This window comes from Synechococcus sp. A10-1-5-9 (assembly GCF_047716785.1).
In the GTDB taxonomy this organism is placed as follows: Bacteria; Cyanobacteriota; Cyanobacteriia; order PCC-6307; family Cyanobiaceae; genus Synechococcus_C.
Map to the genome: position 1 here is coordinate 258,747 of NZ_CP180406.1, position 23,346 is coordinate 282,092.

The window sequence follows — 23,346 nt, forward strand, 5'->3', positions numbered from 1 at the left end:
TGCTTACTCCCTTCTATTGCTTTTAACAGAGCCCGGTGGACATGTTCGAGAGCTGGTTAGGCAGCTTTCTCGTCTGCTAGGGCTGCAATAAGCAGCGCACGGCACTGGGCGGGTCGCAAATTGAACTCATTTATCAGCAGGTGCTTAATCGCGCCATGTTTTCTTCTCGTGCGCGCCAGCTCACGGGCACGTTGCATTTGTTCTAAGGAAAAGGTCATTTGTCCTACGGTTGCAAGTAAGCGGTAGTGAGTGACAAGCCCTTCAGCGCGTGATGACTTCAATTAGGGGATTTTGGTGACAATCAGGTCATGTCTCTTCTCAAGCAGTCTCTGGACATCCCGCATTCCTCTGACTACATGGCAGACGCCTGTGTGATCGCAGACTCTGTAGTACTCAAAGCCTTCTGGCGCGCTGGTCAGCTTGGTCGATCTCATCGCATTCATTCTGCTTTGGCCTGTGTTTCCTCTTCTTCCATGGCACGAAGGAAACGTTTGTGTTGAGGTGACTCAAGACCATCAATCTGAGTGCTCGGCCTTTCCAGAGATTTGACCTTGGCCTTGCGGTCTGGCTTGTCCAACCCAATCAACAGGGGATGCATTCCTCTTCTGCTCATTGTTGAGACCTCCTGTGCAGATCTCGCGTTGTGGTCTTTCGGCCCTCCCGCGTGGGACGAATCTCTCATCCATATGAGAAGCCTGATACCCCCATGCGGGGGTATTGGCATCTGTCAATCAGGAATTGATTGACCAGGCCGGTGGTGCCGTTAGAAGCTCCGCTGGTCGTCGAGCAAAAGCCCTGGACTTGAGACGACCAGAGCTTTTCCTTATCTTTCGTTAGCGCTTAAGGCATAAGCGTTATTAACGCCTTCCCCAGCAGTGCAATAACTCCTTGCTCCAGTAGTCGAGATGGGCTTCGGCGCTGGCCATGTCGTCGCAGTAAACACGGCTGCCGCTCAACTCGGCTAGGTGGCGGGGGTTGCTATCACCCACCAGCATATGAATTGTCCCGCCTAGAGTTGTTCTACGAACAAGTGAAGGAGCAAGAGACATGCTCACCTCCAATTTATTCAAAAGTGAAAATAAGACGATGGCTTGTAAGAGTCAAGCTTGTCATGAATGAAAATAAAGTATCTAGGTATTTATCCTCCAAGCTCGTTTCCCAAGTTTGGGTTAAGTACCTAGTCCCAAAAAAGAGACTTCCGTTCTAGGACGAAGTCAGTTCCAAATGAGAGGTTGTATGAAAGGTTTCCTGAAGTGGTTTGGAGATGCTTTCGCCCATGCCATGGGCGCGATTGATGCAGAGGAGAAGAGCTATGTTCCTCCCCCAATTGGCACGACTCCTTACCGAGACCAGCCGATGAAGAGGGGCCATGGTTACTAGGTCTATGAATTATTAGGTCTGAGCATTCCCGATGCCATTTCAGGGCATTGGATTGATGGAGATCAGACTTCCCTCCTGTTTTCTTTGATGCAGGAGGGTTTTTTGTGGGTAGGTTGAGCTGCTATTTGCTTTTCGCTCAGCAAATCGTTTTCAATTTCGACGATTTTGCCTCGTAAGGCAATGAGCGTTAAGACCGATTGCCTGATGCGTGTCCGCTGACGAGAGTGAGACCACTGAGATCGGAGGCGTCAATGAGAGACGACGGTCCAACCGAGCAGGTTTTAGAAGTCGCCTGACCTTTCGAGCATCTGCTCCACGAGTTTTCTCACCACCCATGGGCTTGCCCTAAATCTCGGCACCATCACTGCCGGGGGGCACTCATCATTGAGTCAGAAAGTCCATCACCTGGAACCTTGGCCCCAGGAGCTTGAAAGGCCCGACACTTCGCCTCTCGCCAGCAATGGCATGCGGCATGGCCCCTGTTCAGCAATCACAGGGGTGTCGGAAGCGAGCCATAGGAGAGGTCACCCCATTCCTGTCGTAGATGGGCTGGCCTCTCATCCCCCGATCGCATCGCGGGGTCAAGAATGAATGAACGAGCGAGCTGAGCCGTCTTTTCAGGGGGAGAGCGGCTGCCCCTGCCTCAATGCATTCCAGGAGAACCATGCAAACCCAATCGAAGTCTCTAAGCCAACAGCGCCTGCAGATGTCTGTGGGTGCAGCGATGGAATGCCGCATCCGCAATGACAGACAAAGCTATTTCGCTTTGGCCCGTGAGTTGGCCCGTGCACAATTCGTCCTTGCTGACTCGGAGTTGAGCTGTCGTCTTTGGCAAGACATCGCCGACCGGGAGTTGGATGTAGCGAGGCTTCTTCATCTGCTCTATGGCGGCTGGGATGTTGAAGACGATGAAGAGATGCTTGAAGCAGACCAGCATTTCCTGTCTCTCAAGGTGGCTTGATTGTCGGATACAGCTCGATTTAGCTGTTCTTCAACTCATTCAAAACAACATCAACAGGCCGTCTTCCTCTCATGGAGAACGGTCTTTTTATTGTCGCTTGTTGTCTGACTGCAACGTACCTCGGTTAATCAAGGCATCAAATCATCCTTGCACGCGTAGCTGAAGCCCCATTCGCAGAACATTCATTCGCTGTCAGTGCACTACTTGGGGAATGATAATCATTCAGGAGTTAATCCTCAGGCATTACTCATTTGTTTTTGATTAACCTAAGGAAGGGGGTGGGACCTTGTCCTTTAGTGTTTCCATAATGTCTGAGGGATGTGATGAACACGATTCCAGACTCCGTCAGCTTCAGTCAGCTCTGCAGCTTTCTCAAGGCAAAGGTATCGCAAGATGATTTCGCCCAAGAAGTTGCTCTGGATTGGGAGGATCGCTTAAGCGAAATTCTTTTTGAGTTTGAAAGTTCTTTGGACGACTCCACCCAGAACAAAACAGCCGACCAGCTCATGGCTCTTGGATCATTTCGAACCTATTTGATGCTGAGCCTGAGAGCCCTTAAATCCTCAGGGCTCTGAGTTTTAGAAGCCCTTTGCTGCCTAAAAGACTGTTGGGAGCAGAGGGACAGTAGACCTAAACCTCATGGCAATCGTAGAGACTTAGCGTCTTGTAGTTTGCACATCCAGAAAATCCCGGGCTGTTCAACAGGCTCGGATGAGTCGTTAAGGGATAGAGCCGTAATCCAATCCCAATCTGTAGCCTGATTTCGTGGGAAGATCACCAAGCCCAGGGATCAAATTGATCCCAGTGTGTTTTGGAGGGTCAATGTCTACCCTCCAGTCGCCGAAATAGCAAACATCTGCGCTTTCGCAGATCAAGGTTGGACAATCGCCGTGGGCGAGGGGCAAAATATGAATTGACATGATCATCCTCCTTTACTCGTCAAAAATTTTGCAAGCTGAAGCGTTTGGATCTATTGAGCAGCGATTTTTCCAGTAATCCTCTCTGCGATTGCGAAAGTGCCTCTCGGCCAGCTGCCAGGAGGGAGAGGGCTTTAAATTGTTAGGCCTCAAATAAACTGGTTTGATACGTTCAAGTGAGCACTGCTTAGGGCTAAAAGACATGCCGCTCCTTATCTTCTTTTCCGTATTTATCATCAAGAATGAAAAAAAGAAATAGGTACTTAACCAACCTCAATCATCTGGTCTTTTTCTCGTCCGTTGCTCTGTTGATGAGCAGAAAAGCTGATACCAAAAATTATCTTCCTAAGTAGACAGGAAACAGCTACTGATGAAGCGATGAAAAGACAGACTCCAGCACACCAGCTCAGGCGACGGATTAGTAGAGATGCCGAATTTGCCAAAGGGCTGCGTGCATTAACCAGCACCACTGAAGCTGCCTGGTACTGCAACCTCAACGGAATCGCTATTTCCGCAAAAGAGTTGTTCTTTGAGCGAGGTCGACTTTGCTCAGATGGAATTCCAACCTGGTCGGCTTAATCAGTCTCACTGAGTTGGCTGTAGGGGGGATGGGCGAGTAGCCATCCCTCACTGGCTTGGGTGGGTAAGCAAAGCCAAAGCTTCTTATTCCCGTTTCCGAGATTTTCTTGCTGCCAGTTTTGGAGGAGTTGTTCAACGGGGACGCCATGGCATCGGATCAAGATGAAGCCTTCATGCGGCGGGCGATTCAGGTGATGAGGGATGCCGGTGTGGTGTACAAAACCGGTGGACCCTTTGGCGCGGTGATCGTCAAGGACGCCCAAGTGATCGCCGCCGCAGGCAACAGCGTGATTCAGGACAAGGACCCCAGTGCCCATGCTGAGGTCAATGCCATTCGCCAGGCCTGCCACACTCTCGAGAACTGGGATCTCAGTCGTTGCGTGATGTATTCGAGCTGTGAATGTTGTCCGATGTGTTACTCCATCGCCTATTGGGCCAACATTCGCCAGGTCTTCTATGCAGCATCTTGAAGCGATTACGAGGATCTCTTCTCGGATCGGGCGATCAACGACGATATCCGCAGACCGGTGCCGGACAAGGAGATTCGTATGCAGCAGATCCTTCAGAGCGAAGCCCAGGCGGTGTGGGCCGAGTTTCGTCAGTTGCCTGACGGTGCTCGTTACTGAATCACCGATCCACTCAGAAGAAAAACCCCAGGAGTGAAGTGAAGTCTCCCAGGGTTGCTTTGGCTTCGAACACGGGAGACGGGGTCCAAGACGTCTCCCTCTTGCCAATCAACTCCTTTGAAGCACAACTCGATACCCCCATCTGGGGCTGTCATCGCAGCCAAGGGGATTGATCTGCCCTGCCGCAGTGGCTTTCTTGAAGGCAAACCTCACGATCCTGCAGTTTGTTTTCCGCAGACGTCGATTTCCATTCCCATTTCGAAGGCCATGGTCACTTCTTTGAATGTCGAGTTATAGACCCTGTACGTTCCCATGGTTTCTGTTGATTTCGTCATGGCTGAGACATAGGCGTCGAACTCATTCTTGAAACAGTATTGATCGACCCATCGACCATGAGCAACTTGCTTGTGAACACAGAACATCTCACTCACCCCAAGTACATTCACCAAAATGATTCAACTGTCACTGTGCCAGTTGAATCAGGACGGATTCACATCTGGCTGAGTTCAGGGTGTCTTTTTTTGACAGTGTGGCCTGCTAGGCATTTTTGTTTGTAACCACTCGATGCAGTCATGGAGGATTGTCTTAGAACTGAATTAGCCAATGGATGCCTATGGATGTTTATTCTTTGTTGCTGATTATCTGTGTCATTTACCTGCTTCTTGTTGACACGACTGGAGGTCATGGTTGGCATCGATAATTTGCTGATGTGTTATCGAGTTTGATCTGAGATTCGGGCGCTTCGTGGGTCGAGGCGCTTTTTTCTCTCGATCAGTGTTTGGAGCAACCCTCGCTTCAGCCAGCGTCAGGAGCGCAGAGCATCCCGACGGGTGGTATTAGGCAGCTGGTGTGACCATCCAGCAATGTGCGGGAATGGTTTGCCTGTCTTGAGAGGGATAATCGCCCTTTGAGGCGGGGAGGCATGGCGTTTTGAAAACCCATAACCGAGCACGCAGCCCACACGCTCATGAACACTGAATGAACCACGTTAAGCATTTTCAACGCTCTAAGAAGTCTCTGGCTTTGGCGCGCCACGGCACTGCCCCCATTTAGGAGCATTCGTGCGTAACCACCTTCAGGAATCCAGCCTCTTGTCGAGGCCATGCATGACCTGATCACCAGTGCGACAAATCTTGTTCCAACGGAATGGAGTTTCTGCAATCAACCAGTTACAGCAAAGCGACAGAATTGCTTGTTGATTCGCTGATTCTATGTAACAAACCTGCCTTTTCCCTTGGATCCGAAGATCATCGGATCTAGACCGGAAGTACCTCTTTGAGGAGGAGCAGATGTTTGAACCACTTGTGGCCCAACTGCTCATTGGTCTCTACATCCTGATGGTCAAGCTTGAGGCTGCTATAAAAGATGCATCCAGACAAAATAGTAAGGGATCATGATTGAACCTGTTGTTTTTTCATTTATCTGGTTGATTATTTTCCTTCTTATTGTTATCCACGATGCCGATCAACAAGAAGGCAGAAAACACCATCAGTGAACCTGAGGCAAACGAGTTGTTGTGTTCAGCGCTGGGTGGACCCCGGGCTTAATTTGTCATGGATCATCGAACAAAACGTTAACGTCCTGGCCCAGGTAAAAGCTCCTTGTTCGACTAGGAATTATCCCCGGTGCTTGATGTAACAGTCTCCTTGGTAGGTGAGGTGAATTTGTTTAATCGGAAGTGACCCAACCTGCCGGCATGTGTTGTAGTGCTCCTGCCTGTACGTGAGCTCCAAACAAGTCTTTGGCTTTGTTGTGGGCGCTTTGTAGGTGTGACCTCGATAGAGCAGATCATTCATGGGGATGTTCCTCGAAAAAGAAGGAGACTGTTGTTTAGACAGCTCAAGGGTCTTCCTTTCATATCAAGAGAAGCGTTCTGAAGCCTCTTTCGGTGTTGAAGATAAAAGCCCTGTTTGTTCGATTCAGGGCTTTGGCTCGCCGGCGAGTGGAGTTACCAGCAACCCCACCGGCATACCCATCCTCCAATACGATCACGACGGCGAAGGGCTTCAAACCCATTGGCTCGACTGTGCGCATGTACGAGGGCCTGATGCCGGAGGGCCACGACCGCAACGTTTATGGCCTGGCCTGCCTCGAGCTCGGTTGAATCGTGGAATCGAACAACCACTCCCTGAATTCCTGAGTCAACGCATAGCTGTCTTCATAGCGTTGCTCTTGATCAAGGGCAGCAATCCTGTGCATCACATTGCTCACAATTTTAGCCCTGATGGCATTAGCTTCGGTTGACATCATTTCTCTTTAGCTATCGGTCACTGACGAAAACTCGGCCTGGATCATCAATATCAACCGCTCGGGTGATTTGTATTGTCGAGGCAAGGAGCGGTGCAACAGGCGCAAACGATCCCAACAAAGTGTTCGCTCAAGTTCAGCACTTGTTTTCCCCTGCTTGATCAGTAGCTTCAAGGCCTTGCAGTACAGCGGATATTTGGCTTCGAGCTCTCCGATGCTGAGGTTGGATGTGCTCATGGAACCTTCACGCTGCCGAGCAGAACTGTGCAATAAACGAGGCTGTTTCATCGCCTCCCAAATGGGGACAATTTCTCTGTCCCCGGATGGGGGTAGCTCAATAATTCAGCCAGCGCGTTAGATGACTTCGATTGCAATTTTGAGCGTGGAATCAATTGAAACCCACATTGCCAAGGACCGTGAGGAACTGGCCAAGGCTCAAGCCAGAGGTGATGACGCCAAGGCGCGTCACTACGCCACCGAGCTTGAGGGACTCGAGACCTACCAAGGCCACCATCCAGGAGAGCACAAGGACCCCACCTCCCTAGAGGTGCATTGCGACCTGAATCCCGACGCTCCCGAATGCCGCGTCTATGACGACTGACGACGGTCGTAACCAGATGGGCAAGTGGCCCGCAAGGATGGATCAAAGATGCAGGCAAGCGCATGGATCTGACCCCATATCTGCTGAGCGTACCCAAATCTGCCGACGAAGAGCCCCTGCTTTCCGTTGTCATCAACGGAAGCATTGCTTTGGCAATGAAGGGGCGCTTCTTCCTTCGCTGCTTCTGCGAGAGTTTTAGCGAACGATCTCGCATCGGATGTGCTGTTACGGATGAACAGTCCTGCCTGAGTTACCTCAGAAAGACTTCATTTGAGCTGCTTCTCTGCACAGATCTACTTGAAAAAGGCAATGGTTTTGAGTTGGCGTGCAAAGCCCAAGAGCTTCAACCCGGCCTGAAGGTCGTGGTGCTGGCGTTAAGCGATGCCATTCCCGTGGAATACGACAACGCACCCTGGCTTGAAGCCGTGGTTGCCGAAGCCGACATCATCGAAGACCGCAAACCTCTAGAGGCGGCTGTGCTGGCGGTGATGGGACATCACTCCTATCGCAGCCCATCACTGCGCTCCGATGAACTTCCCTATCTCAGCTGCCCGAGACTGACACCTCGCGAATACGAAGTTCTCGACCGCCTCGCCCGCGGAATGTCCGACCGTGAAATTGCGGAAGATCTCATCGTCACCGAAGAAACCGCACGCACCTACACCAAACGGCTCCTGCGAACCCTCGAAGTGAACAACCGGGTTCAGGCGGTGCTGAAAGGAATGCGCTGCGGCATGGTTCAGATCTGAGCCTATGAATCACCCCAAATGGGGGTAGAGAGCAAGTCCCCAAAGAGGCATGAATGGATGGCGATAAGTGATATCGCGAAGAGATGGCTGCAATCACCTTCACCCATGAACCATCCCTCGCAGAATTGCGGGAAACGGAATCGGTATACACCCGCGCCATGGAATACTTGGTGGCGGATGGAGTGAAAGAAGGCGAAGCCAGCAAGAGCGTCTGCTGGCAACGCCTGTACCGACTGCATCAGGCTCTTCCAGACCGTTACGGCAATCCGCGCGCGCTGTTCCTTTCACTGCAGGCACATCAGCGAAGCCAGAAGGCGGCGTAGTTGTCTTCACTGAATCAGACCATGGACAGTGAACATCAGCCGTTCAGTCGGGTGGAACGGTTACTGGAAGCTCACCCCTGGTTGCTCAGGCCCAGGCCTGGAAACTGCTCAGCATTAAATACGTGCTGATGGGCTCAGACCTTATCATCCACAATCCCGATCACCTCGCACTGATCATGCAGGAGTGGACCGATCATCTTGTGGAGATGGATGACGCCGCACTGCGGCAAATGTGTGACTGGATCGATCGAAGCTGTCTGGAGGGTGAGCAGGGCGAGCTCTGACTCTCACCAAAGCAGCATGCGATGAACATCACCCACCAGGAAATTTCTCGGCACAGCTCGTGCGTTCTGCATTCGCTGCAATGCCGCTAGCGGCAGTCTCATGTGCGTTGTCGTTGTCCTAAGCCCAGTGGACAGCGGGTGACGCAGATTGACAACCGCTCGGGCGAGGCCGTTGACCGATCAGGAAGGTCGGCCCATCTCTTCGGCGGTGATTGGGTCAGTCGTTTCTTGCCGTGTCGTCCATGCCAGAACGCCCTTGATCGGACCCTTATTAAGATCTGCAGTCACAACAAAAAGCCCCCTCCGAGGAGGGGGCTTTCCGATTCAGTTGACCTGAATCGTTTTGCTGTTCAGATATGAACAGGTTGATTCCAGATCAACCGATGGCGGGAGCTTGCAGAGCCACAGGAGTGGACTCAGCAGCAGCCAGGTCGAGGGGGAAGTTGTGAGCATTGCGCTCGTGCATCACTTCCATGCCGAGGTTGGCGCGGTTCAGCACATCAGCCCAGGTGTTCAGGACGCGGCCCTGACCATCAAGGATGGACTGGTTGAAGTTGAAACCGTTCAGGTTGAAAGCCATGGTGCTGACGCCCAGGGCAGTGAACCAGATGCCGACCACAGGCCAGGCAGCCAGGAAGAAGTGAAGGCTGCGGCTGTTGTTGAAGGAGGCGTATTGGAAGATCAGGCGACCGAAGTAACCGTGGGCAGCCACGATGTTGTAGGTCTCTTCCTCTTGGCCGAACTTGTAGCCGTAGTTCTGGGACTCGCTCTCGGTGGTTTCACGCACCAGGGAGGAGGTCACCAGTGAACCGTGCATGGCGGAGAACAGGGAGCCACCGAACACACCTGCGACGCCCATCATGTGGAAGGGGTGCATCAGGATGTTGTGCTCTGCCTGGAACACCAGCATGAAGTTGAAGGTGCCAGAGATGCCGAGGGGCATGCCGTCAGAGAAGGAACCCTGACCGAAGGGGTACACCAGGAACACGGCGGAGGCAGCAGCCACAGGTGCGCTGTAAGCAACGCAGATCCAGGGGCGCATGCCGAGGCGGTAGGAAAGTTCCCACTCGCGACCCATGTAGCAGAAGATGCCGATCAGGAAGTGGAAGACAACCAGCTGGTAAGGACCGCCGTTGTACAGCCACTCATCGAGAGAAGCAGCTTCCCAGATGGGATAGAAGTGCAGGCCGATGGCGTTCGAGGAAGGAACAACAGCACCAGAGATGATGTTGTTTCCGTAGATCAGGGAGCCGGCGACGGGCTCACGGATGCCGTCGATGTCGACGGGGGGTGCTGCGATGAAGGCAACGATGAAACAGGTGGTGGCAGCCAGCAGGGTGGGGATCATCAGCACACCGAACCAGCCCACATACAGGCGGTTGTTGGTGGAGGTGACCCACTCGCAGAAGGACTGCCAGCCATTGGCGCCGGAGCGCTGCTGAATGGTGGTGGTCATGAGTACGGGGGAGAAAGCGTCAGGGAAAACCCGTCGGCGGTAAAGAAAGTCGGTTAACCGACCTTCACAATGTAAAGGGACTTTGCACAATGTGAATGCCGACCTACCCCCTGTGCACAACAGCGCTACTCATCCCTGCGATCAGCCCCGCTGATCAATAGCCATTTTGGGAGCGCAGAGCCTCGGCTTGGCGGCTGCTGCCACTTGGCTCTCAGGTGCAGGAATAGGTCTGAGGGGCTTATCCCAGTGTTGTCCCTGGGATTTTGTGCAACTGGGTGTGTTAATGAGCAACTCGCGGTAATGCGGAGGGTCGATTTAGTTCGCCTCCTATGCGATGAGGGGCCAGCTGTGACGAACAATCGAGGTCACTTCGTTTGTGGTTGCGTCAACCACCATGTAGGTACACATCAGCGCCTTCGACTTTGTGCGGGCACACAGGTAAGCCCTGAATTCCGTTTGGAAGTAGAGCTCCTTGGCCCAACGGTCGGGAGCTTCTTGCTTGATGACGTTATACACGGCTATTGCCTGGACCCTTGCTCTAGCAATGTCTTTGATGCGTCATTGCAAATCACGGAATTGCCGCTCTTTATGCACCAGCACTTATCCAACGAGTCGGTCATCTTCAGCCAGGATCGCTTTCCCTTTTGAAATCCTCAGCACCTCACCTGAGTTACCGAGACTTTCGTACATGACTCGATAGAGCCCGAAAGTATTCAGCGATTTGGTCCGGGCGTTGGTGAAAGCCTTGAACTCAGTCTCGAAGCACTGCTCCTGAAACCAAATGTCGGGCCCATCGCTTCGTTCAACGCAGAACATCATCTGTATCCCTTGGGGCTCTCAGCCTGGTGAGGGCAGAGCTGCTCGCTTGCTATCTCCAAATGAGCTTCGGGATCATGTTTTCAGTTGGCGACCAGTGAGCAAGGGAGCCAGTCAGCCTTAGGAGCCCAGCTCGTCAATGGCACTGATGTTTTTGGCTGAGCATGTGCATTGATCACCCTGACGAAATCGCTGTTCACATGGAAGACGGCAGGAATCCTGACTGGAGTGAAGCTGGCAACACTGGCAGCCGTACTTGGCCTTGCTCGTGCGGGGCTTCTTCCCCAGTGGTTTCCGCATTGGGGGTAGCCCGCTTCAGGATCTCAGCCCAATCCTTTTGGCAGGTTCGGAGCTGCCTCAGAGGCAAAAAGAAACCCCCGCCGCGGGCAGGGGCTTGGGATCTTCTGATTAAGCCTTGCTCACTTGGCGTAGGAAACGCCGCGGTAGGTCAGAGCAGGCTTGTCGGAAGCGCCAGCCACTTTTTGCAGGTCGTACTTCTGGCCGCGATAGGTCAGGGTCATTTGTGGTTCCTCAGAAATCCAGGTCCCCGTTCCTTGGCCTGGTGATCTGCGCCTCGCAGAAGCGAGGTGAACGTTGTTGGTAGCGGTTGCTACAGAGCTGTTATAGGGGGGGGGCGCCAGCCCCTTTCTCGTTCAGGCGGATACATAGCGCTTTTTGGGCTGTATTCCGCTCAGCTTTCTCGCTCCATTTCCAGGCAAGGTGAGCCCAGATCGATTGCAGCTCCGCCGCACCACCAGCTCTGCCAGTGCGGTGCGATTCTGTCGCAACCGTCCTGATCACGGCTGAACCGCATCACCTACCGCCGAATCTCAGGCAGGGTGATCCGCTGCAGCTCAATAGAGCCGATCACCTGAGCCAAAGCCACCACCCTCTCGTGGGGACGTGACTCTGTTGGGGTCATAGCCCTCATTGCCTTCATTGCGCCAGCGCATAATTTGCGACTGCATCAACTGGCTGGAGGCTTTGACTTGCAACCTCCAGCTGCAATGGGTTAGCAGCTGAAGCTACTGGAAACGGTGGCCCCGTCCTTGATGTGTAACTAAGGCCACAGTTTGTGTTGTTGAGTCCAGGACATTGCACTGCTTGGACCACGGCGTTTTCGAAATTCGTGCAGGGTTAATTAGTTCTACATTTTTTGGAGTGTGTTGTGGGCTATTCCTACCGTGATTATCCGAGCGAAGAGATTGAGATCCTTCAGTTAATGCTTTGCCGGGACGAGTTTGTTCAAGATCCCAGTGCTCGCAAGCATTGTGAACCTCTTTTGGATAAACTAGAAGTAGATGTAAAAGAGCTTTCTGATCTCGTCGCTCAGTTGGCTGCTTAGTTCCTATGAGCGATGGTTGTTTGGCACGGCATTGAAGAATTAGGGATAAGCATCCGGGGTGATTGGTGTGTCGATCGACCGCCGCTGTGTAAAGCAGCGTTAACCGTGAGCCACAAGCCATCACCTCGTTGTGGGAAGGCATGAGTGAAAACACAAAAGAGATTCCGGTCTGGGTCGGCGGAGAGTCAGGGCAGCGGAAGCGGTACTTGAAATCGCTGGAGAAGGACCTGGCAGCTGAGCTGGGTCCTGATTGGCGGAACGTGATAGAGCTGGCGAAGGACAGCTAACGCCTGCGCCTTGCTTTGACTTTTAAGGCTCGCTTGTTGCGCTATACGGCGAGATAGTCACCGAGACCTAAGCCAACCAGAAGAAGAAAATGGCTCATCTTTTGTGGGTCTTGCTCGCATCTGCATCTTGACGAAAATTGCAAGCTCCGGATTTAGCCATTTCCGGATCTGCAGAGCAAAGACGTCTCATCAGCTCATTCTGATCGTGCTCCGACAATGAGCCGTCAGTAGACCACTTCAAGCAAGTTCTACCGATACACGTTCGCGGAATGACGGACTGAGCCATAAAGCCCTCCTGTCTCGATTGTTGCAATCTCCCATCCGACACAAGCCCTTTGATACCCCTGCCTGGGGACAAAAGAAAAAAACTGGAGAGTGACGGCTCCAGGGGGGGCTCGAGGCAAAGTCGAAAACCCTGTCGTCTCAGGTCCAGGGCTTTCGCTCGATGACCGAAGGAGGTGCTGACACCCCTTTGATGTGTTGCTCATGCTCTCCGCTGCTCCAGTGCTGTGGGTAGGCAGCCGGGGCTTGAAGCTCCGAGATTGGGTTGTTGAGTTCTCTCGCTGGGTCCCCGGACCGAAGATCCTCTCCACAGTTGACCATCACCTACGCCTTCTGGTGAGGGAAAAGTGAATCTCTTGAATCACTACTGATGCTTCGCTCGGGAGAGGCCGTTGATCTAGCAGGAGGATCGGCCCATCCCCTTGGTTGCGTTTCTGTTGTTGGTGAGCTGGTGTCAACCGGCTTGGCGGGTGGTTCTCTTTTGCACCGTGGTGGGTGGTTTGACCCTGGCCTGAGCCATGCCTCTGCAGAATCACTGCATTGATGGGGAGTGTGGTGGCTGGAGCTGGTGTGAATCCTGCTGATCAGCGCTGGGGTTTCTGGCCGCTGCTGCCTCTTTACTCCCCTGTTCTGCAATGGATTTGAAGGGCTTATCTCTAAAATGTCCCTGGAATTTTGTGCAACTGGGTGTGTTTATAAGCAACTCGAGATAATGCAGAGAATCGATTTAGTTCGTCTCTTATGTGATGAGGGGGCTGCCGTGACGAACGATCGAGGTCACTTCGTTAGTGGTTGCGTCAACCACCATGTAGGTACACATCAGCGCCTTCGACTTTGTGCGGGCACACAAATAAGCCTTGAATTCAGTTTGGAAATAGAGCTCTTTGACCCAACGGTCGGGAGCTTCTTGCTTGACGACGTTGTACACGGCTCTTACCTGGACCCTTTCTATAGCAATGCCTTCGATGCGTCATTCCGAACCACAGAATTTCTGCTGCTTAGGCACCAGAACTTATCCAACGAGTCGGTCATCTTCAGCCAAGATCGCCTTCCCTTTTGAAATCCTCAGCACCTCACTTGAGTTGCCGGGGCTTTCGTACATGACTCGATAGAGCCCGAAAGTATTCAGCGATTTGGCACGGGCGTTGGTGAACGCTTTGAACTCAGTCTCAAAGCACTGCTCCTGAAACCAAATCTCGGGGCCATCACTTCGTTCAACGCAGAACATAATCTGAATCCATTCAGGCTCTCAGCTTGGTGAGGGCAGAGCTGTTTGCTTGCTATCTCCAAATGAGTTTCGGGATCATGTCTTCAGTTGGCGACCAGTGAGCAAGGGACCCAGTCAGCCTTAGGAGCCCAGCTCGTCAATGGCGCATGATGTTCTGTGGCTGAGTATGTGCTCTGATCAGCCGGTGATTGCCTCAGCTTTTGTGGACCTTGCTCAGATCTGCATCTTGACAAGTGTTGCAAACTCCGGATTTGGCCATTTCCGGATCTGCTGAGCAAAGACGTCTCATCAGCTCATTCTGATCGTGCTTCGACAATGAGCCGTCAGATGACCACTTCAAGCAAGTTCTACCGATGCAATTTCGCTGAATGACGGACGGAGCCATAAAGCCCTCCTGGCTTAATTGTTGCAATCTCCCATCCGGCACAAGCGATTTGATACCCCTGCCTAGGGACAAAAGAAAAAAACCTGGAGCTGTCACTCTCCAGGGTTCGGCTTCCCTTAGTCACAGGAGGAAAGCCTTGGCTGCAGCACCAAGGCCCTCGTTCGATGACCGAAGGAGGTACTCACGCCCCTTCGATCTGTTCAGTTGACTCCTTTTTGGCGTATGCCAATACCCCCGCATAGGGGTATCGGGCATCTCAAATACCTGAGAAGTTCATCTCACGCGGAAGGGCCGAGAGACCACAACGCGAGATCTGAATAGGAGGTCTCAGCAATGGCCGGAAGCGATATGCATCCCCTGTTGATGTGGTGGGAAGAGGAACGTCGCAAAGTCGAGAACAAAGCTCTGGAAAGGATCGACGCTCAGATGACTGGCCTTGAGTCACCTCAACGTAAGCGTTTCCTTCGTGCTGAGGCAGAAGAGGAAACACAAGCGAAAGCCGGATGAATGAGATGAGGCCGACCAAGCTCACCATTACTTGAGGCTTGGGAGGCGATGCAGAAGACGGGCTGGAGGCGCTTCCCGCCGCCGGCGCGATGACCAGAAGTGTTTCCGCGGTCAGCGACGCAATGGCCACTACTACCCTCGCTAAGAAGGGACCAGCACAACTGCACTTACGTGAGCTCAGAAGTAGCGTCGCCCATCGCTAGTGGTCTCCTCGGTGTAGTTCCTACCATGCATTTCGTTCCGGACATGATGCTATTGCCTCGCCGGTTTCTACAGACGTTTTCAGCCCTGGAGATATTCAGCGTCATCCTCCCGCAGCAAAAAAGACCCCCGAGGTGCATTCCCTCAGAGGTCCCATCCCTCTCGTTGTGACCTCTTTATCTTCCTCCAGGTGTTCTCCCATAAGGAGTAGGAGAACCGTCAACAGTTGTACGGTTCGCCTCCTTACAAGATGCGAAGTACCGAATGACTCCCAGGGTCACCATCAAGACGACACCTGCGTTCCAGATCGTCGAAGAAGAAGGCATTCGCATCAACACACTCCAATGAAGAAGGGGGCGTTGATCGCCCCCTTTGCCTCGGACCAAATGGGGCATCGCACTTCACTCATCCATCAGGTCTTATCGGGGTCTGAACTTTTTCTATGACTGCCTGCATGCCATGTCTATGGGGAGACCCCCCAAGCATTGATACCCAATGAGGAGTGATGAAGTCACCGCATCAATCACTCTCATCCGTCCTATGGAGAAGAGATGAATAGGTGGAGGCGCCAGCGTGGCAACGTTCCTAACACTCTTGATCCTGACCGGTTTTTCCTGCCTGATTGCGGCATACATCCATGAGGGAAGGCACTCTCAGCACAGGCGCCTCAGAGGCAGATAAGTAAAGGCGGCAGGGAATGCCGCCACTGAAGGGGACGAATGCGTCGAAAACGCTGGACTCGCCAGCAGTTCCACCATCTCCAAGCAAGACGGGGTGTCGAGAGCACTTTTTACAAACTGCCAAAAAAGTGGGGGTGTTCCCTAAGCACCCCCGCGTTCGACGCATCGCCCCCTTTCACCAAAAAGGAAGCAACTAGAGAATGACGCGAGGGATGACAACACAACGTCGCCATAACGACCGCACGACTACTTGGGTCACGGGACACACAAAAAAGGAGGGTTCCCTACTCCCTCCCAAGAAGACGCATTCACCCCTCCAGAGAGGGTTTATAGAACTTTCACAACCCTGGAGTGCTGCCGCCATCCGTAGAAGCGCGCATTTAAAAGGCGGGTGGGGAACCCGCCTGAAGGTCGTTGAGACCTGGTTTGTCGTCCTAATCGGTCTCTGACCTCATCCCTGTTCTAAAGCGATTCAGAGCAGCGGGGCATGAGAGGAACTACGCAGAGGAACGCCCTGGTTAAGCGTCCAGGCACCCAGGGCGTTCGCTCGACGACCGACAGAAGAAGTGACGGCTCCTGCCGATGGGATCAATCAACTCCTGTTGATCGCCTACAGATACCCCCATCTGGGATCCGGCCTTCGCTCCGAAGTGACTGTGATCTGTGCAATGCACGTTGAAAGCAATCTCAGTGATTTCAGCCTTGAAGGCAATGAGCGTTAACTCGGATAGCAATTAACCGCTGACGGGTGGAAAGTATGTCCATCGAGATCGGAGGAGCCCATGACGGCCGACACTCCACCTGAGCAAACAGCAGAAGCAGCCTGACTTTTCTGGCCCCTGCTCCAACTTTTCAACCCAAACGTGAGCACTTCGTCTGTGACGACATTGATGGTCGTCTGATCAGTCGATTCTCCTCTGCACCGTTCGTAGGTGCCCCGCAGGAGACCTGCATCACACCTGGACCCAATGGCCCCAGGGTTGCCAACAGCCAGACGCTTCGACCCTCTTTCTTTCCTGAAGTGACGGGTTGAATCATGCACAAACGAGCGAGCTAGGCCGTCTCTTCCACCTGGGAGGGGCGGCCTTCCTCTTTGAGATCAGGCCAATCGTCCCCAAATTGGGAATAGGCCAAAGGACGACTTCAGAAGTAGAAATGCATAATCAATTCAAGCGTCATGAAGCTCGATCTCGCTAACGCCCAAGCCATGGGAAGCCTCATTGTTGAGGGTGTGCACAAGCCGTTCCGTGCACTCGCCTGCGCGCTTCGTCCTTCTGTTATCCGAATTGGTAAGAAGAAGAAGATCGAGGCCTAGAGGTAGTCCAGGGGGTTTGCGCCCTACGCCTATTTAAAAAACAAAAAGCACCGCTGGATTCAGCGGTGCTTTTTGCTGAAAATCCTTGAACTTTTGCTCAATCAGCTGACACCAGCAGCGGAGACAGCGGGCTGCATCAATCCTCCTCCACCATTATTCGAATCGTCGTCGTCAGAATTACCAGCAGGCTGAGCAAGTGCATAGATCGCAATAGCGACAGAACAAACGATGCTGCTCAGTAGCTCGAGGGGAAAGGCAGTCGAACCAGTTGCGACAAAATCTCCCATTCCTGAGCCTGCTTAACTTTTCTAAATATAGCTGCAATACAGCTTTACGTCATAAGAGGTGCCCCTCGATCTCTGCCTAATCAACAAGGGATGACGTCGCCTCAAGCTCAAACAGAGATCACCAAAAAGCCAAGACAACAAAAAGCCCCCACCTTGCGGTGAGGGCTTTCCGATTCAGTTGACCTGAATCGTTTTGCTGTTCAGATATGAACAGGTTGATTCCAGATCAACCGATGGCGGGAGCTTGCAGAGCCACAGGAGTGGACTCAGCAGCAGCCAGGTCGAGGGGGAAGTTGTGAGCATTGCGCTCGTGCATCACTTCCATGCCGAGGTTGGCGCGGTTCAGCACATCAGCCCAGGTGTTCAGGACGCGGCCCTGACCATCAAGGATGGACTGGTTGAAGTTGAAACCGTTCAGGTTGAAAGCCATGGTGCTGACGCCCAGGGCAGTGAACCAGATGCCGACCACAGGCCAGGCAGCCAGGAAGAAGTGAAGGCTGCGGCTGTTGTTGAAGGAGGCGTATTGGAAGATCAGGCGACCGAAGTAACCGTGGGCAGCCACGATGTTGTAGGTCTCTTCCTCTTGGCCGAACTTGTAGCCGTAGTTCTGGGACTCGCTCTCGGTGGTTTCACGCACCAGGGAGGAGGTCACCAGTGAACCGTGCATGGCGGAGAACAGGGAGCCACCGAACACACCTGCGACGCCCATCATGTGGAAGGGGTGCATCAGGATGTTGTGCTCTGCCTGGAACACCAGCATGAAGTTGAAGGTGCCAGAGATGCCGAGGGGCATGCCGTCAGAGAAGGAACCCTGACCGAAGGGGTACACCAGGAACACGGCGGAGGCAGCAGCCACAGGTGCGCTGTAAGCAACGCAGATCCAGGGGCGCATGCCGAGGCGGTAGGAAAGTTCCCACTCGCGACCCATGTAGCAGAAGATGCCGATCAGGAAGTGGAAGACAACCAGCTGGTAAGGACCGCCGTTGTACAGCCACTCATCGAGAGAAGCAGCTTCCCAGATGGGATAGAAGTGCAGGCCGATGGCGTTCGAGGAAGGAACAACAGCACCAGAGATGATGTTGTTTCCGTAGATCAGGGAGCCGGCGACGGGCTCACGGATGCCGTCGATGTCGACGGGGGGTGCTGCGATGAAGGCAACGATGAAACAGGTGGTGGCAGCCAGCAGGGTGGGGATCATCAGCACACCGAACCAGCCCACATACAGGCGGTTGTTGGTGGAGGTGACCCACTCGCAGAAGGACTGCCAGCCATTGGCGCCGGAGCGCTGCTGAATGGTGGTGGTCATGAGTACGGAAAGAAGCCGGTGGGACGAATCCCGGTGGCAGATAAGAAAGGTCGGTTAACCCAACAGCGGTAATGTAAAGGAAGTTTGCGGCACCGGCACGACACCCGGCCCGAGCACTCCTGATGAGATCGATAGGTCCGGCTTATCAGTTGTCTGACGATGAGCGTTCAGCAGGCGATTTGCGTGTTGTGTGCATCCGACTCCGACTGCTTGCCGTGATGGGCATAGCGATGTGGGAAGAAGTGATCGGCCTGATGAATGACCTGATCCATTCCTCTGCAGAATCACTGCATTGATGGTGAGTGTGGTGGCTGGAGCTGGTGTGAATCCTGCGGATCAGCGCTGGGGTTTCTGGCCGCCGCTGCCAATTAGCTCCCAGTTACAGGAACAGGCCTGAGGGGCTTGTCCCTGAGTTGTCCCTCATTTTTTGTGCAATTGGGCTGAATGATGTGCAACTGAGAGCTAACCGAACAACTCCGGCTGACAAGCCAGGAGTTCATTGAGCGCCACGTAATTAATGGTGGTGCTGCTGTGCTGGCAGCTATGCCTTTGGCTGCAAGCGTGCCCGAAATCGGCTGTGCCCTAAATCAATTCGTCCCACTCCGCTGGGTAGAGCCTTGTCTTGGTTGCGGTTAGGCCAGGCGTGTCCTCTACGAGGTGCTGGGCTTCCCACATGCCTTTGACTACACGGCATACGCCTTCGTCGTCGCAGACCCGGTAGTACTCGAGGCCAGTTGGAGTGTTGGTGAGTTTGGTTGGTCCCATTTCATCTATTCCTGCTGCTCTAAGAGCTAGGCGATAAATCGAGTCCTGCCTGAGCAAGGCGAGACAAAGCCTTCAGCTCGTCACAAAACCTTGGGTGGCTTAACGATGCGGGTTGCGACAGGTAAAGCTGCTCGCTCTAGCGAGGGTCAACCGCACTTCAATCGTCGGCTTTGCCCATTGCAGTTCACTAGTACTAGTGCTTACCTGTTGGGGCGCGACGAGAGAATTGGATGTCTGTTGATCATTCGGTCGTCACAGAGCGGCCAAGTCGCGACCCACTGTTCCTGCATGTCAAAGCAGGCATGACCGTGATCGTTGAAGAGAACGGTGATTGGTGGATGGCTGACGTGATTCACGTCATTGGCAGCGTCAAAAACCCAAAGCACCCAAGTTTTTTCCAGGTGGCAGACGTGGAAACACGTGTTGTCCGTTGGATCAAAGCTGATCTGGTGACTCATGTCGTCCCCAGAATCCACGAACCAGTCGCGGCTTAGCTGTCCCCATGAAGGGGTATCAAAAGGCTTGTGCCGGATGGGAGATTGCGACAATCGCGACAGGAGGGCTTTATGCCTCCGTCCGTCATTCAGCAAACTTGTATTGGTAGAACTTGCTTGAAGTGGTCTTCTGACGGCTCATTGTCGGAGCAGGATCAGAATGAGCTGATGAGACGTCTTTGCTCTGCAGATCCAGAAATGGCTAAATCCGGAGTTTGCAATGTTCTTCAGGATGAAGATCTAAGCAAGACCCACAAAAGGTGAGGCGATCTATGGCTCTCGATCAACTAAAAGCTTTTCTCTTGCATCTGCAGGCCGACGAAGCCGTGAAGCAGTCGGTGCTGGCGGCCTCAACGGCTGACGATGTGGCCAAAATCGCTTCTGGAATGGGTTATTACTTCAGCGGGGACGAATTGCTGCGGTTCTCCGGCAACAAAGTGGGCCGGGTGACAGTGTCCAAGCAGGAGACGCCTGGCGAATACAACTGATTAGGAGGCAGTCGCCAGGTCAGTCAGGACATAGGGTTTGGTGGTTTTGCACGCATCTATTTCAAACCTGAGCGAGCATTTATCTGCGGCAGTCTTGACTAGTTCTTGGCGTGTTGCCTAACTGTCCCCATGCAGGGGTGTTGGCACGCGCCAAACAGGAGTTGATTGATCCCATCGGCAGAATCCACCGTTACTTCTGTCGGTCGTCGAGCGAGGGCCTTGGTGCTGCAGCCAAGGCTTTCCTCCTGTGACTAAGGGAAACCAAGCCCTGGACTGGATACTTCAGGGTTTTTTCTTTTGTCCCTATGCGGGGGTATTGGCGCGATCCAAACAGGAGTTAATTGATCGCATCGGCGGGAGTCGTCATCCTTCTGCCGTTAATCGAGGGAAGGCCTTGTTACTGAGCGGCAAGGCTTTCTTTCAGGACAGTAGACATTCTGGAGCCGCCCCTCTCCAGGGGGGGCTTTGGCCTGGTGACTCAGATCGTTCCGAGGGTCCAAGCCTTGGCCTCAGCCTTTTGCGGGCTGCGTCAGCTTGTAGAGGTTCAGGGCTACGAGAGCCACCCCGAAGCTGCAAAAGAAGACGATCAGGTCTTGGCTGGAGATGGACATGAGGACCCAAAAGCGAGTTCGTGACGGAATGTAACGAATTCTTGTAAGATGGCGGTATGGGTCAAATCAAAAAAGTTCCAGCAGGCTTCGCCTTTTGGGGTGGCGGCGTGATCGTTGCGGTCATGTTTTTGGCTGTCTTTGTTGGCGGTGCCAACGCTGGTGACTGCCCTCGCAGCAAGTCAGCTGAAGCAACCTCTGTTGAGACCCATCACAAGTCGAACGAAAAAGCTGAGGTCGAAGCCTGACGATGTCTATCGACGCCCGATGCCGTGAACAGCGGTCAGTCGCTGATCGCATGTTCATGGACTTCAAATACACCCGCCCTGGCTCGAAAGAGCAGCTACAGGCCTTAAGCACTCTGAGCTTTCTCATAGGGATGTGGGCCGATTTCCTCACTGCCGAGGAAAAGAGAATGGATCGAGTGTTGGTCCTAGAAGTCGGTCACTCATAGGGACTGGACGGCGATCACGCTGGGTGTTCCACCCTCCAACTGAATCGATGACCCACATCGTTCGCACGGGTGCCTTGGTGTTTGGCGTCGCGAATGTGGTGCTCTCTTTGCTGGAGTAATCGCTGGTGCCCAACGGTTGGATTGACCTGCAGCAGTTTCTCGTGGGTGGTCCTCTTCTGCTCCGGGGTGTGTGGTTTGACTCTGTTCTGATCCACTCCTCTGCAGAATCACTGCATTGATGGGGAGTGTGGTGGCTGGAGCTGGTGTGAATCCTGCTGATCAGCGCTGGGGTTTCTGGCCGCTGCTGCCGCTCTACCCCTATGGCCGGCGAGCCACGCATGCCGAAGAGCTGATTCCCGGTGAGGTCTGGAGCTTTGAGCAGCTTCAGGGGGTGTATTACGTGGCCGTGCCGATTCGACTCACGGTGGTGAAGGTGCCGGGTGGGTTGATGCTGGTGAATCCTTTGCCTCCCACCCGGGAGCTGCTGAAGAAACTCGAGGCTCTGGAGGCTGTCCATGGCCCCGTGCAGACCATCGTGATGCCGACGGCCTCAGGGTTGGAGCACAAACTGCCTTTAGCGCCCCTGGCCCGCGCTTTCCCGAAGGCCGATCTGTGGGTGTGTCCGGGCCAGTGGAGTTTCCCCGTGCAATTACCCCTCAGCTGGTTGGGGGTACCGGAACGCCGCACCCGGGTTCTGCTCGACGACGGGGTGCCCCACCCAGAGATCTGCGATTGGTTGTCGCTCGGTCCACTGGATCTCGGTGTGGGTCGGTTCCAGGAGATCAGCTGTTTTCACCGTCCTTCCGGGGCCCTTCTGGTGACCGATGCACTCGTGGGGATCAGCGCTGAGCCTCCCGCGGTGTTCGATGCAGACCCCACCCCGCTGTTGTTCCATGCCCGCGAGCGGGGCGATGAACCTTTTCTGGATTCAGTTGAAGCACGCCGTCGCGGTTGGGCCCGGCTTGTGCTGTTCGCCTCTTACCTGAGGCCGGAACCGCTGGACGTTCCTTCGTTACTTCAGGTGCTGCGCCAGTCCTTTCGTCCGGGTTTGCGTTCCCCCCGTGGGCACTTCGGGCTGTATCCCTTCTCCTGGAAGGACGGCTGGCATCAGGCAGCATCGGCTTTGATGGGGGATTCGGCCCCGCGTCTGCAGGTGGCTCCTGTCTTGGAGCGGTTGGTGCTGCCGCGGGCCCGCCAAGCCTTGCTCCTTTGGTTGGATGAATTGGCCAGCCTTGGGGCCATGCGTTGGCTGGTGCCAGCGCACTACAGCGCTCCTCTCGCGTTCACACCCGAGGTGGTCGCTGCTTTCAAAGAGGAGCTCGTGCAGAGGCCCTGGGCTCCAGATCAGGGCAACTGGGATTTTCTTGCTGAAATCGACAAAACACTGGTGCGGTACCGGCTGGTGCCGCGCAATCCGTTCACAGATTGAGTTCTTCGTCAGGGCCGATCGCCATGTCATCGTCGCCGAACATCGCGTCCTCCAGCTCCTTGCGTTGCTCCATCTGACGCAGGAAGTACCCCGTCATCATTGCCGAGGCGAGCATGTTCGCCAGGTTGTCGCGATGGGCGGTGACCTTCACCTCGAACTGTTCGCTGGGAAGCATTCCCAGAAGCCCCTGCACGTTGTGACGGATCACATCTTGGATGTCGTTGCTCGCGGATTTCGCGACGCGCTGGAGAACATCGGGTGATTGATCCTGCAGGTACTGAATCAGTCCGTTAACGGGTTGTCCGTCTTGGCTGTCCGTGGTCAGGAACTCAGGATTGAACATCCC

25 protein-coding genes are annotated in these 23,346 nt (G+C 53.8%); 17 read left to right on the forward strand and 8 right to left on the reverse strand.

Annotation, left to right across the window (positions count from 1 at the left end):
* Window positions 1-857: 857 nt before the first annotated feature.
* Window positions 858-989 (reverse strand): hypothetical protein, encoded by a 132-nt coding sequence (locus tag ACLM45_RS01715; RefSeq protein WP_415410283.1) that lies wholly within the window; start codon window positions 987-989, stop codon window positions 858-860.
* Between the two features lie 1,055 nt (window positions 990-2,044).
* On the opposite strand from ACLM45_RS01715, the gene ACLM45_RS01720 reads away from it, so the two are divergent.
* The 4 genes from ACLM45_RS01720 to ACLM45_RS01735 all read left to right on the forward strand — a co-directional run bounded on the left by ACLM45_RS01720 (window position 2,045) and on the right by ACLM45_RS01735 (window position 6,567).
* Window positions 2,045-2,341 (forward strand): hypothetical protein, encoded by a 297-nt coding sequence (locus tag ACLM45_RS01720; RefSeq protein WP_415410284.1) that lies wholly within the window; start codon window positions 2,045-2,047, stop codon window positions 2,339-2,341.
* A gap of 320 nt (window positions 2,342-2,661) precedes the next feature.
* On the forward strand, window positions 2,662-2,916 hold the full coding sequence (locus ACLM45_RS01725) for a hypothetical protein (protein WP_415410285.1): 255 nt from the start codon (window positions 2,662-2,664) through the stop codon (window positions 2,914-2,916).
* Between the two features lie 1,067 nt (window positions 2,917-3,983).
* Entirely contained in the window at window positions 3,984-4,307 is a 324-nt protein-coding gene (locus ACLM45_RS01730; RefSeq protein WP_415410286.1) for a nucleoside deaminase, read from the forward strand.
* A 2,083-nt stretch (window positions 4,308-6,390) separates the two neighbouring features.
* A complete protein-coding gene (locus tag ACLM45_RS01735) occupies window positions 6,391-6,567 on the forward strand; it encodes a hypothetical protein (RefSeq protein WP_415410287.1) in 177 nt (58 codons plus the stop codon).
* Between the two features lie 152 nt (window positions 6,568-6,719).
* Here ACLM45_RS01735 and ACLM45_RS01740 read toward each other — a convergent pair whose 3' ends face one another.
* The gene (locus ACLM45_RS01740; RefSeq protein ID WP_415410288.1) at window positions 6,720-6,947 is read right to left on the reverse strand and encodes a DUF3136 domain-containing protein; all 228 of its coding nucleotides are present in this window, start codon (window positions 6,945-6,947) and stop codon (window positions 6,720-6,722) included.
* Between the two features lie 145 nt (window positions 6,948-7,092).
* Here ACLM45_RS01740 and ACLM45_RS01745 point away from each other — a divergent pair, with 145 nt between their 5' ends.
* The 4 genes from ACLM45_RS01745 to ACLM45_RS01760 all read left to right on the forward strand — a co-directional run bounded on the left by ACLM45_RS01745 (window position 7,093) and on the right by ACLM45_RS01760 (window position 8,667).
* Entirely contained in the window at window positions 7,093-7,311 is a 219-nt protein-coding gene (locus ACLM45_RS01745; protein WP_415411321.1) for a CP12 domain-containing protein, read from the forward strand.
* A 62-nt stretch (window positions 7,312-7,373) separates the two neighbouring features.
* On the forward strand, window positions 7,374-8,060 hold the full coding sequence (locus ACLM45_RS01750) for a DNA-binding response regulator (protein ID WP_415410289.1): 687 nt from the start codon (window positions 7,374-7,376) through the stop codon (window positions 8,058-8,060).
* An 83-nt stretch (window positions 8,061-8,143) separates the two neighbouring features.
* A complete protein-coding gene (locus ACLM45_RS01755; protein ID WP_415410290.1) occupies window positions 8,144-8,383 on the forward strand; it encodes a DUF3136 domain-containing protein in 240 nt (79 codons plus the stop codon).
* A gap of 128 nt (window positions 8,384-8,511) precedes the next feature.
* Window positions 8,512-8,667, forward strand: a complete 156-nt coding sequence (locus ACLM45_RS01760; protein WP_415410291.1) for a hypothetical protein — start codon at window positions 8,512-8,514, stop codon at window positions 8,665-8,667.
* A 376-nt stretch (window positions 8,668-9,043) separates the two neighbouring features.
* On the opposite strand, the gene psbA (ACLM45_RS01765) is transcribed toward ACLM45_RS01760, so the two are convergent.
* Together psbA (ACLM45_RS01765) and ACLM45_RS01770 are read right to left on the reverse strand one after the other, a co-directional pair.
* Entirely contained in the window at window positions 9,044-10,123 is a 1,080-nt protein-coding gene (gene psbA / locus ACLM45_RS01765) for a photosystem II q(b) protein (RefSeq protein ID WP_006040880.1), read from the reverse strand.
* A 1,235-nt stretch (window positions 10,124-11,358) separates the two neighbouring features.
* Entirely contained in the window at window positions 11,359-11,460 is a 102-nt protein-coding gene (locus ACLM45_RS01770; RefSeq protein WP_415410292.1) for a DUF4278 domain-containing protein, read from the reverse strand.
* 1,763 nt (window positions 11,461-13,223) lie between these two features.
* Between ACLM45_RS01770 and ACLM45_RS01775 the strand changes: the two genes are divergently transcribed.
* The gene (locus ACLM45_RS01775; RefSeq protein ID WP_415410293.1) at window positions 13,224-13,397 is read left to right on the forward strand and encodes a hypothetical protein; all 174 of its coding nucleotides are present in this window, start codon (window positions 13,224-13,226) and stop codon (window positions 13,395-13,397) included.
* Between the two features lie 195 nt (window positions 13,398-13,592).
* On the opposite strand, the gene ACLM45_RS01780 is transcribed toward ACLM45_RS01775, so the two are convergent.
* The gene (locus ACLM45_RS01780) at window positions 13,593-13,781 is read right to left on the reverse strand and encodes a hypothetical protein (RefSeq protein ID WP_415410294.1); all 189 of its coding nucleotides are present in this window, start codon (window positions 13,779-13,781) and stop codon (window positions 13,593-13,595) included.
* Window positions 13,782-14,799: 1,018 nt separating this feature from the next.
* On the opposite strand from ACLM45_RS01780, the gene ACLM45_RS01785 reads away from it, so the two are divergent.
* The 3 genes from ACLM45_RS01785 (at window position 14,800) to ACLM45_RS01795 (ending at window position 17,169) form a co-directional block, all read left to right on the forward strand.
* Window positions 14,800-14,973: a hypothetical protein gene (locus ACLM45_RS01785; protein ID WP_415410296.1), complete on the forward strand. Its 174-nt coding sequence runs from the start codon at window positions 14,800-14,802 to the stop codon at window positions 14,971-14,973.
* Between the two features lie 1,447 nt (window positions 14,974-16,420).
* Complete coding sequence (locus ACLM45_RS01790; protein WP_415410297.1) at window positions 16,421-16,576, forward strand: hypothetical protein; 156 nt, start codon at window positions 16,421-16,423, stop codon at window positions 16,574-16,576.
* 455 nt (window positions 16,577-17,031) lie between these two features.
* Window positions 17,032-17,169: a hypothetical protein gene (locus ACLM45_RS01795; protein WP_390128595.1), complete on the forward strand. Its 138-nt coding sequence runs from the start codon at window positions 17,032-17,034 to the stop codon at window positions 17,167-17,169.
* Window positions 17,170-17,682: 513 nt separating this feature from the next.
* Here the strand turns inward: ACLM45_RS01795 and psbA (ACLM45_RS01800) are convergent.
* Window positions 17,683-18,762 (reverse strand): photosystem II q(b) protein, encoded by a 1,080-nt coding sequence (gene psbA, locus ACLM45_RS01800; protein WP_006040880.1) that lies wholly within the window; start codon window positions 18,760-18,762, stop codon window positions 17,683-17,685.
* A 122-nt stretch (window positions 18,763-18,884) separates the two neighbouring features.
* Here psbA (ACLM45_RS01800) and ACLM45_RS01805 point away from each other — a divergent pair, with 122 nt between their 5' ends.
* Complete coding sequence (locus tag ACLM45_RS01805; protein WP_415410299.1) at window positions 18,885-19,058, forward strand: hypothetical protein; 174 nt, start codon at window positions 18,885-18,887, stop codon at window positions 19,056-19,058.
* 286 nt (window positions 19,059-19,344) lie between these two features.
* Here the strand turns inward: ACLM45_RS01805 and ACLM45_RS01810 are convergent, their stop codons facing one another.
* The gene (locus ACLM45_RS01810) at window positions 19,345-19,527 is read right to left on the reverse strand and encodes a hypothetical protein (protein WP_415410300.1); all 183 of its coding nucleotides are present in this window, start codon (window positions 19,525-19,527) and stop codon (window positions 19,345-19,347) included.
* A gap of 230 nt (window positions 19,528-19,757) precedes the next feature.
* On the opposite strand from ACLM45_RS01810, the gene ACLM45_RS01815 reads away from it, so the two are divergent.
* The 4 genes from ACLM45_RS01815 to ACLM45_RS01830 all read left to right on the forward strand — a co-directional run bounded on the left by ACLM45_RS01815 (window position 19,758) and on the right by ACLM45_RS01830 (window position 23,000).
* Window positions 19,758-20,021: a DUF3104 domain-containing protein gene (locus ACLM45_RS01815; protein WP_415410301.1), complete on the forward strand. Its 264-nt coding sequence runs from the start codon at window positions 19,758-19,760 to the stop codon at window positions 20,019-20,021.
* 272 nt (window positions 20,022-20,293) lie between these two features.
* On the forward strand, window positions 20,294-20,509 hold the full coding sequence (locus ACLM45_RS01820) for a Nif11-like leader peptide family natural product precursor (protein ID WP_415410303.1): 216 nt from the start codon (window positions 20,294-20,296) through the stop codon (window positions 20,507-20,509).
* A 667-nt stretch (window positions 20,510-21,176) separates the two neighbouring features.
* Complete coding sequence (locus ACLM45_RS01825) at window positions 21,177-21,365, forward strand: hypothetical protein (RefSeq protein ID WP_415410304.1); 189 nt, start codon at window positions 21,177-21,179, stop codon at window positions 21,363-21,365.
* A gap of 444 nt (window positions 21,366-21,809) precedes the next feature.
* A complete protein-coding gene (locus tag ACLM45_RS01830; protein ID WP_415410305.1) occupies window positions 21,810-23,000 on the forward strand; it encodes a DUF4336 domain-containing protein in 1,191 nt (396 codons plus the stop codon).
* Here the strand turns inward: ACLM45_RS01830 and ACLM45_RS01835 are convergent.
* A complete protein-coding gene (locus ACLM45_RS01835; protein ID WP_006041174.1) occupies window positions 22,990-23,343 on the reverse strand; it encodes a DUF760 domain-containing protein in 354 nt (117 codons plus the stop codon). The two genes, ACLM45_RS01830 and ACLM45_RS01835, sit on opposite strands and share 11 nt — an antisense overlap.
* Window positions 23,344-23,346: the final 3 nt, after the last annotated feature.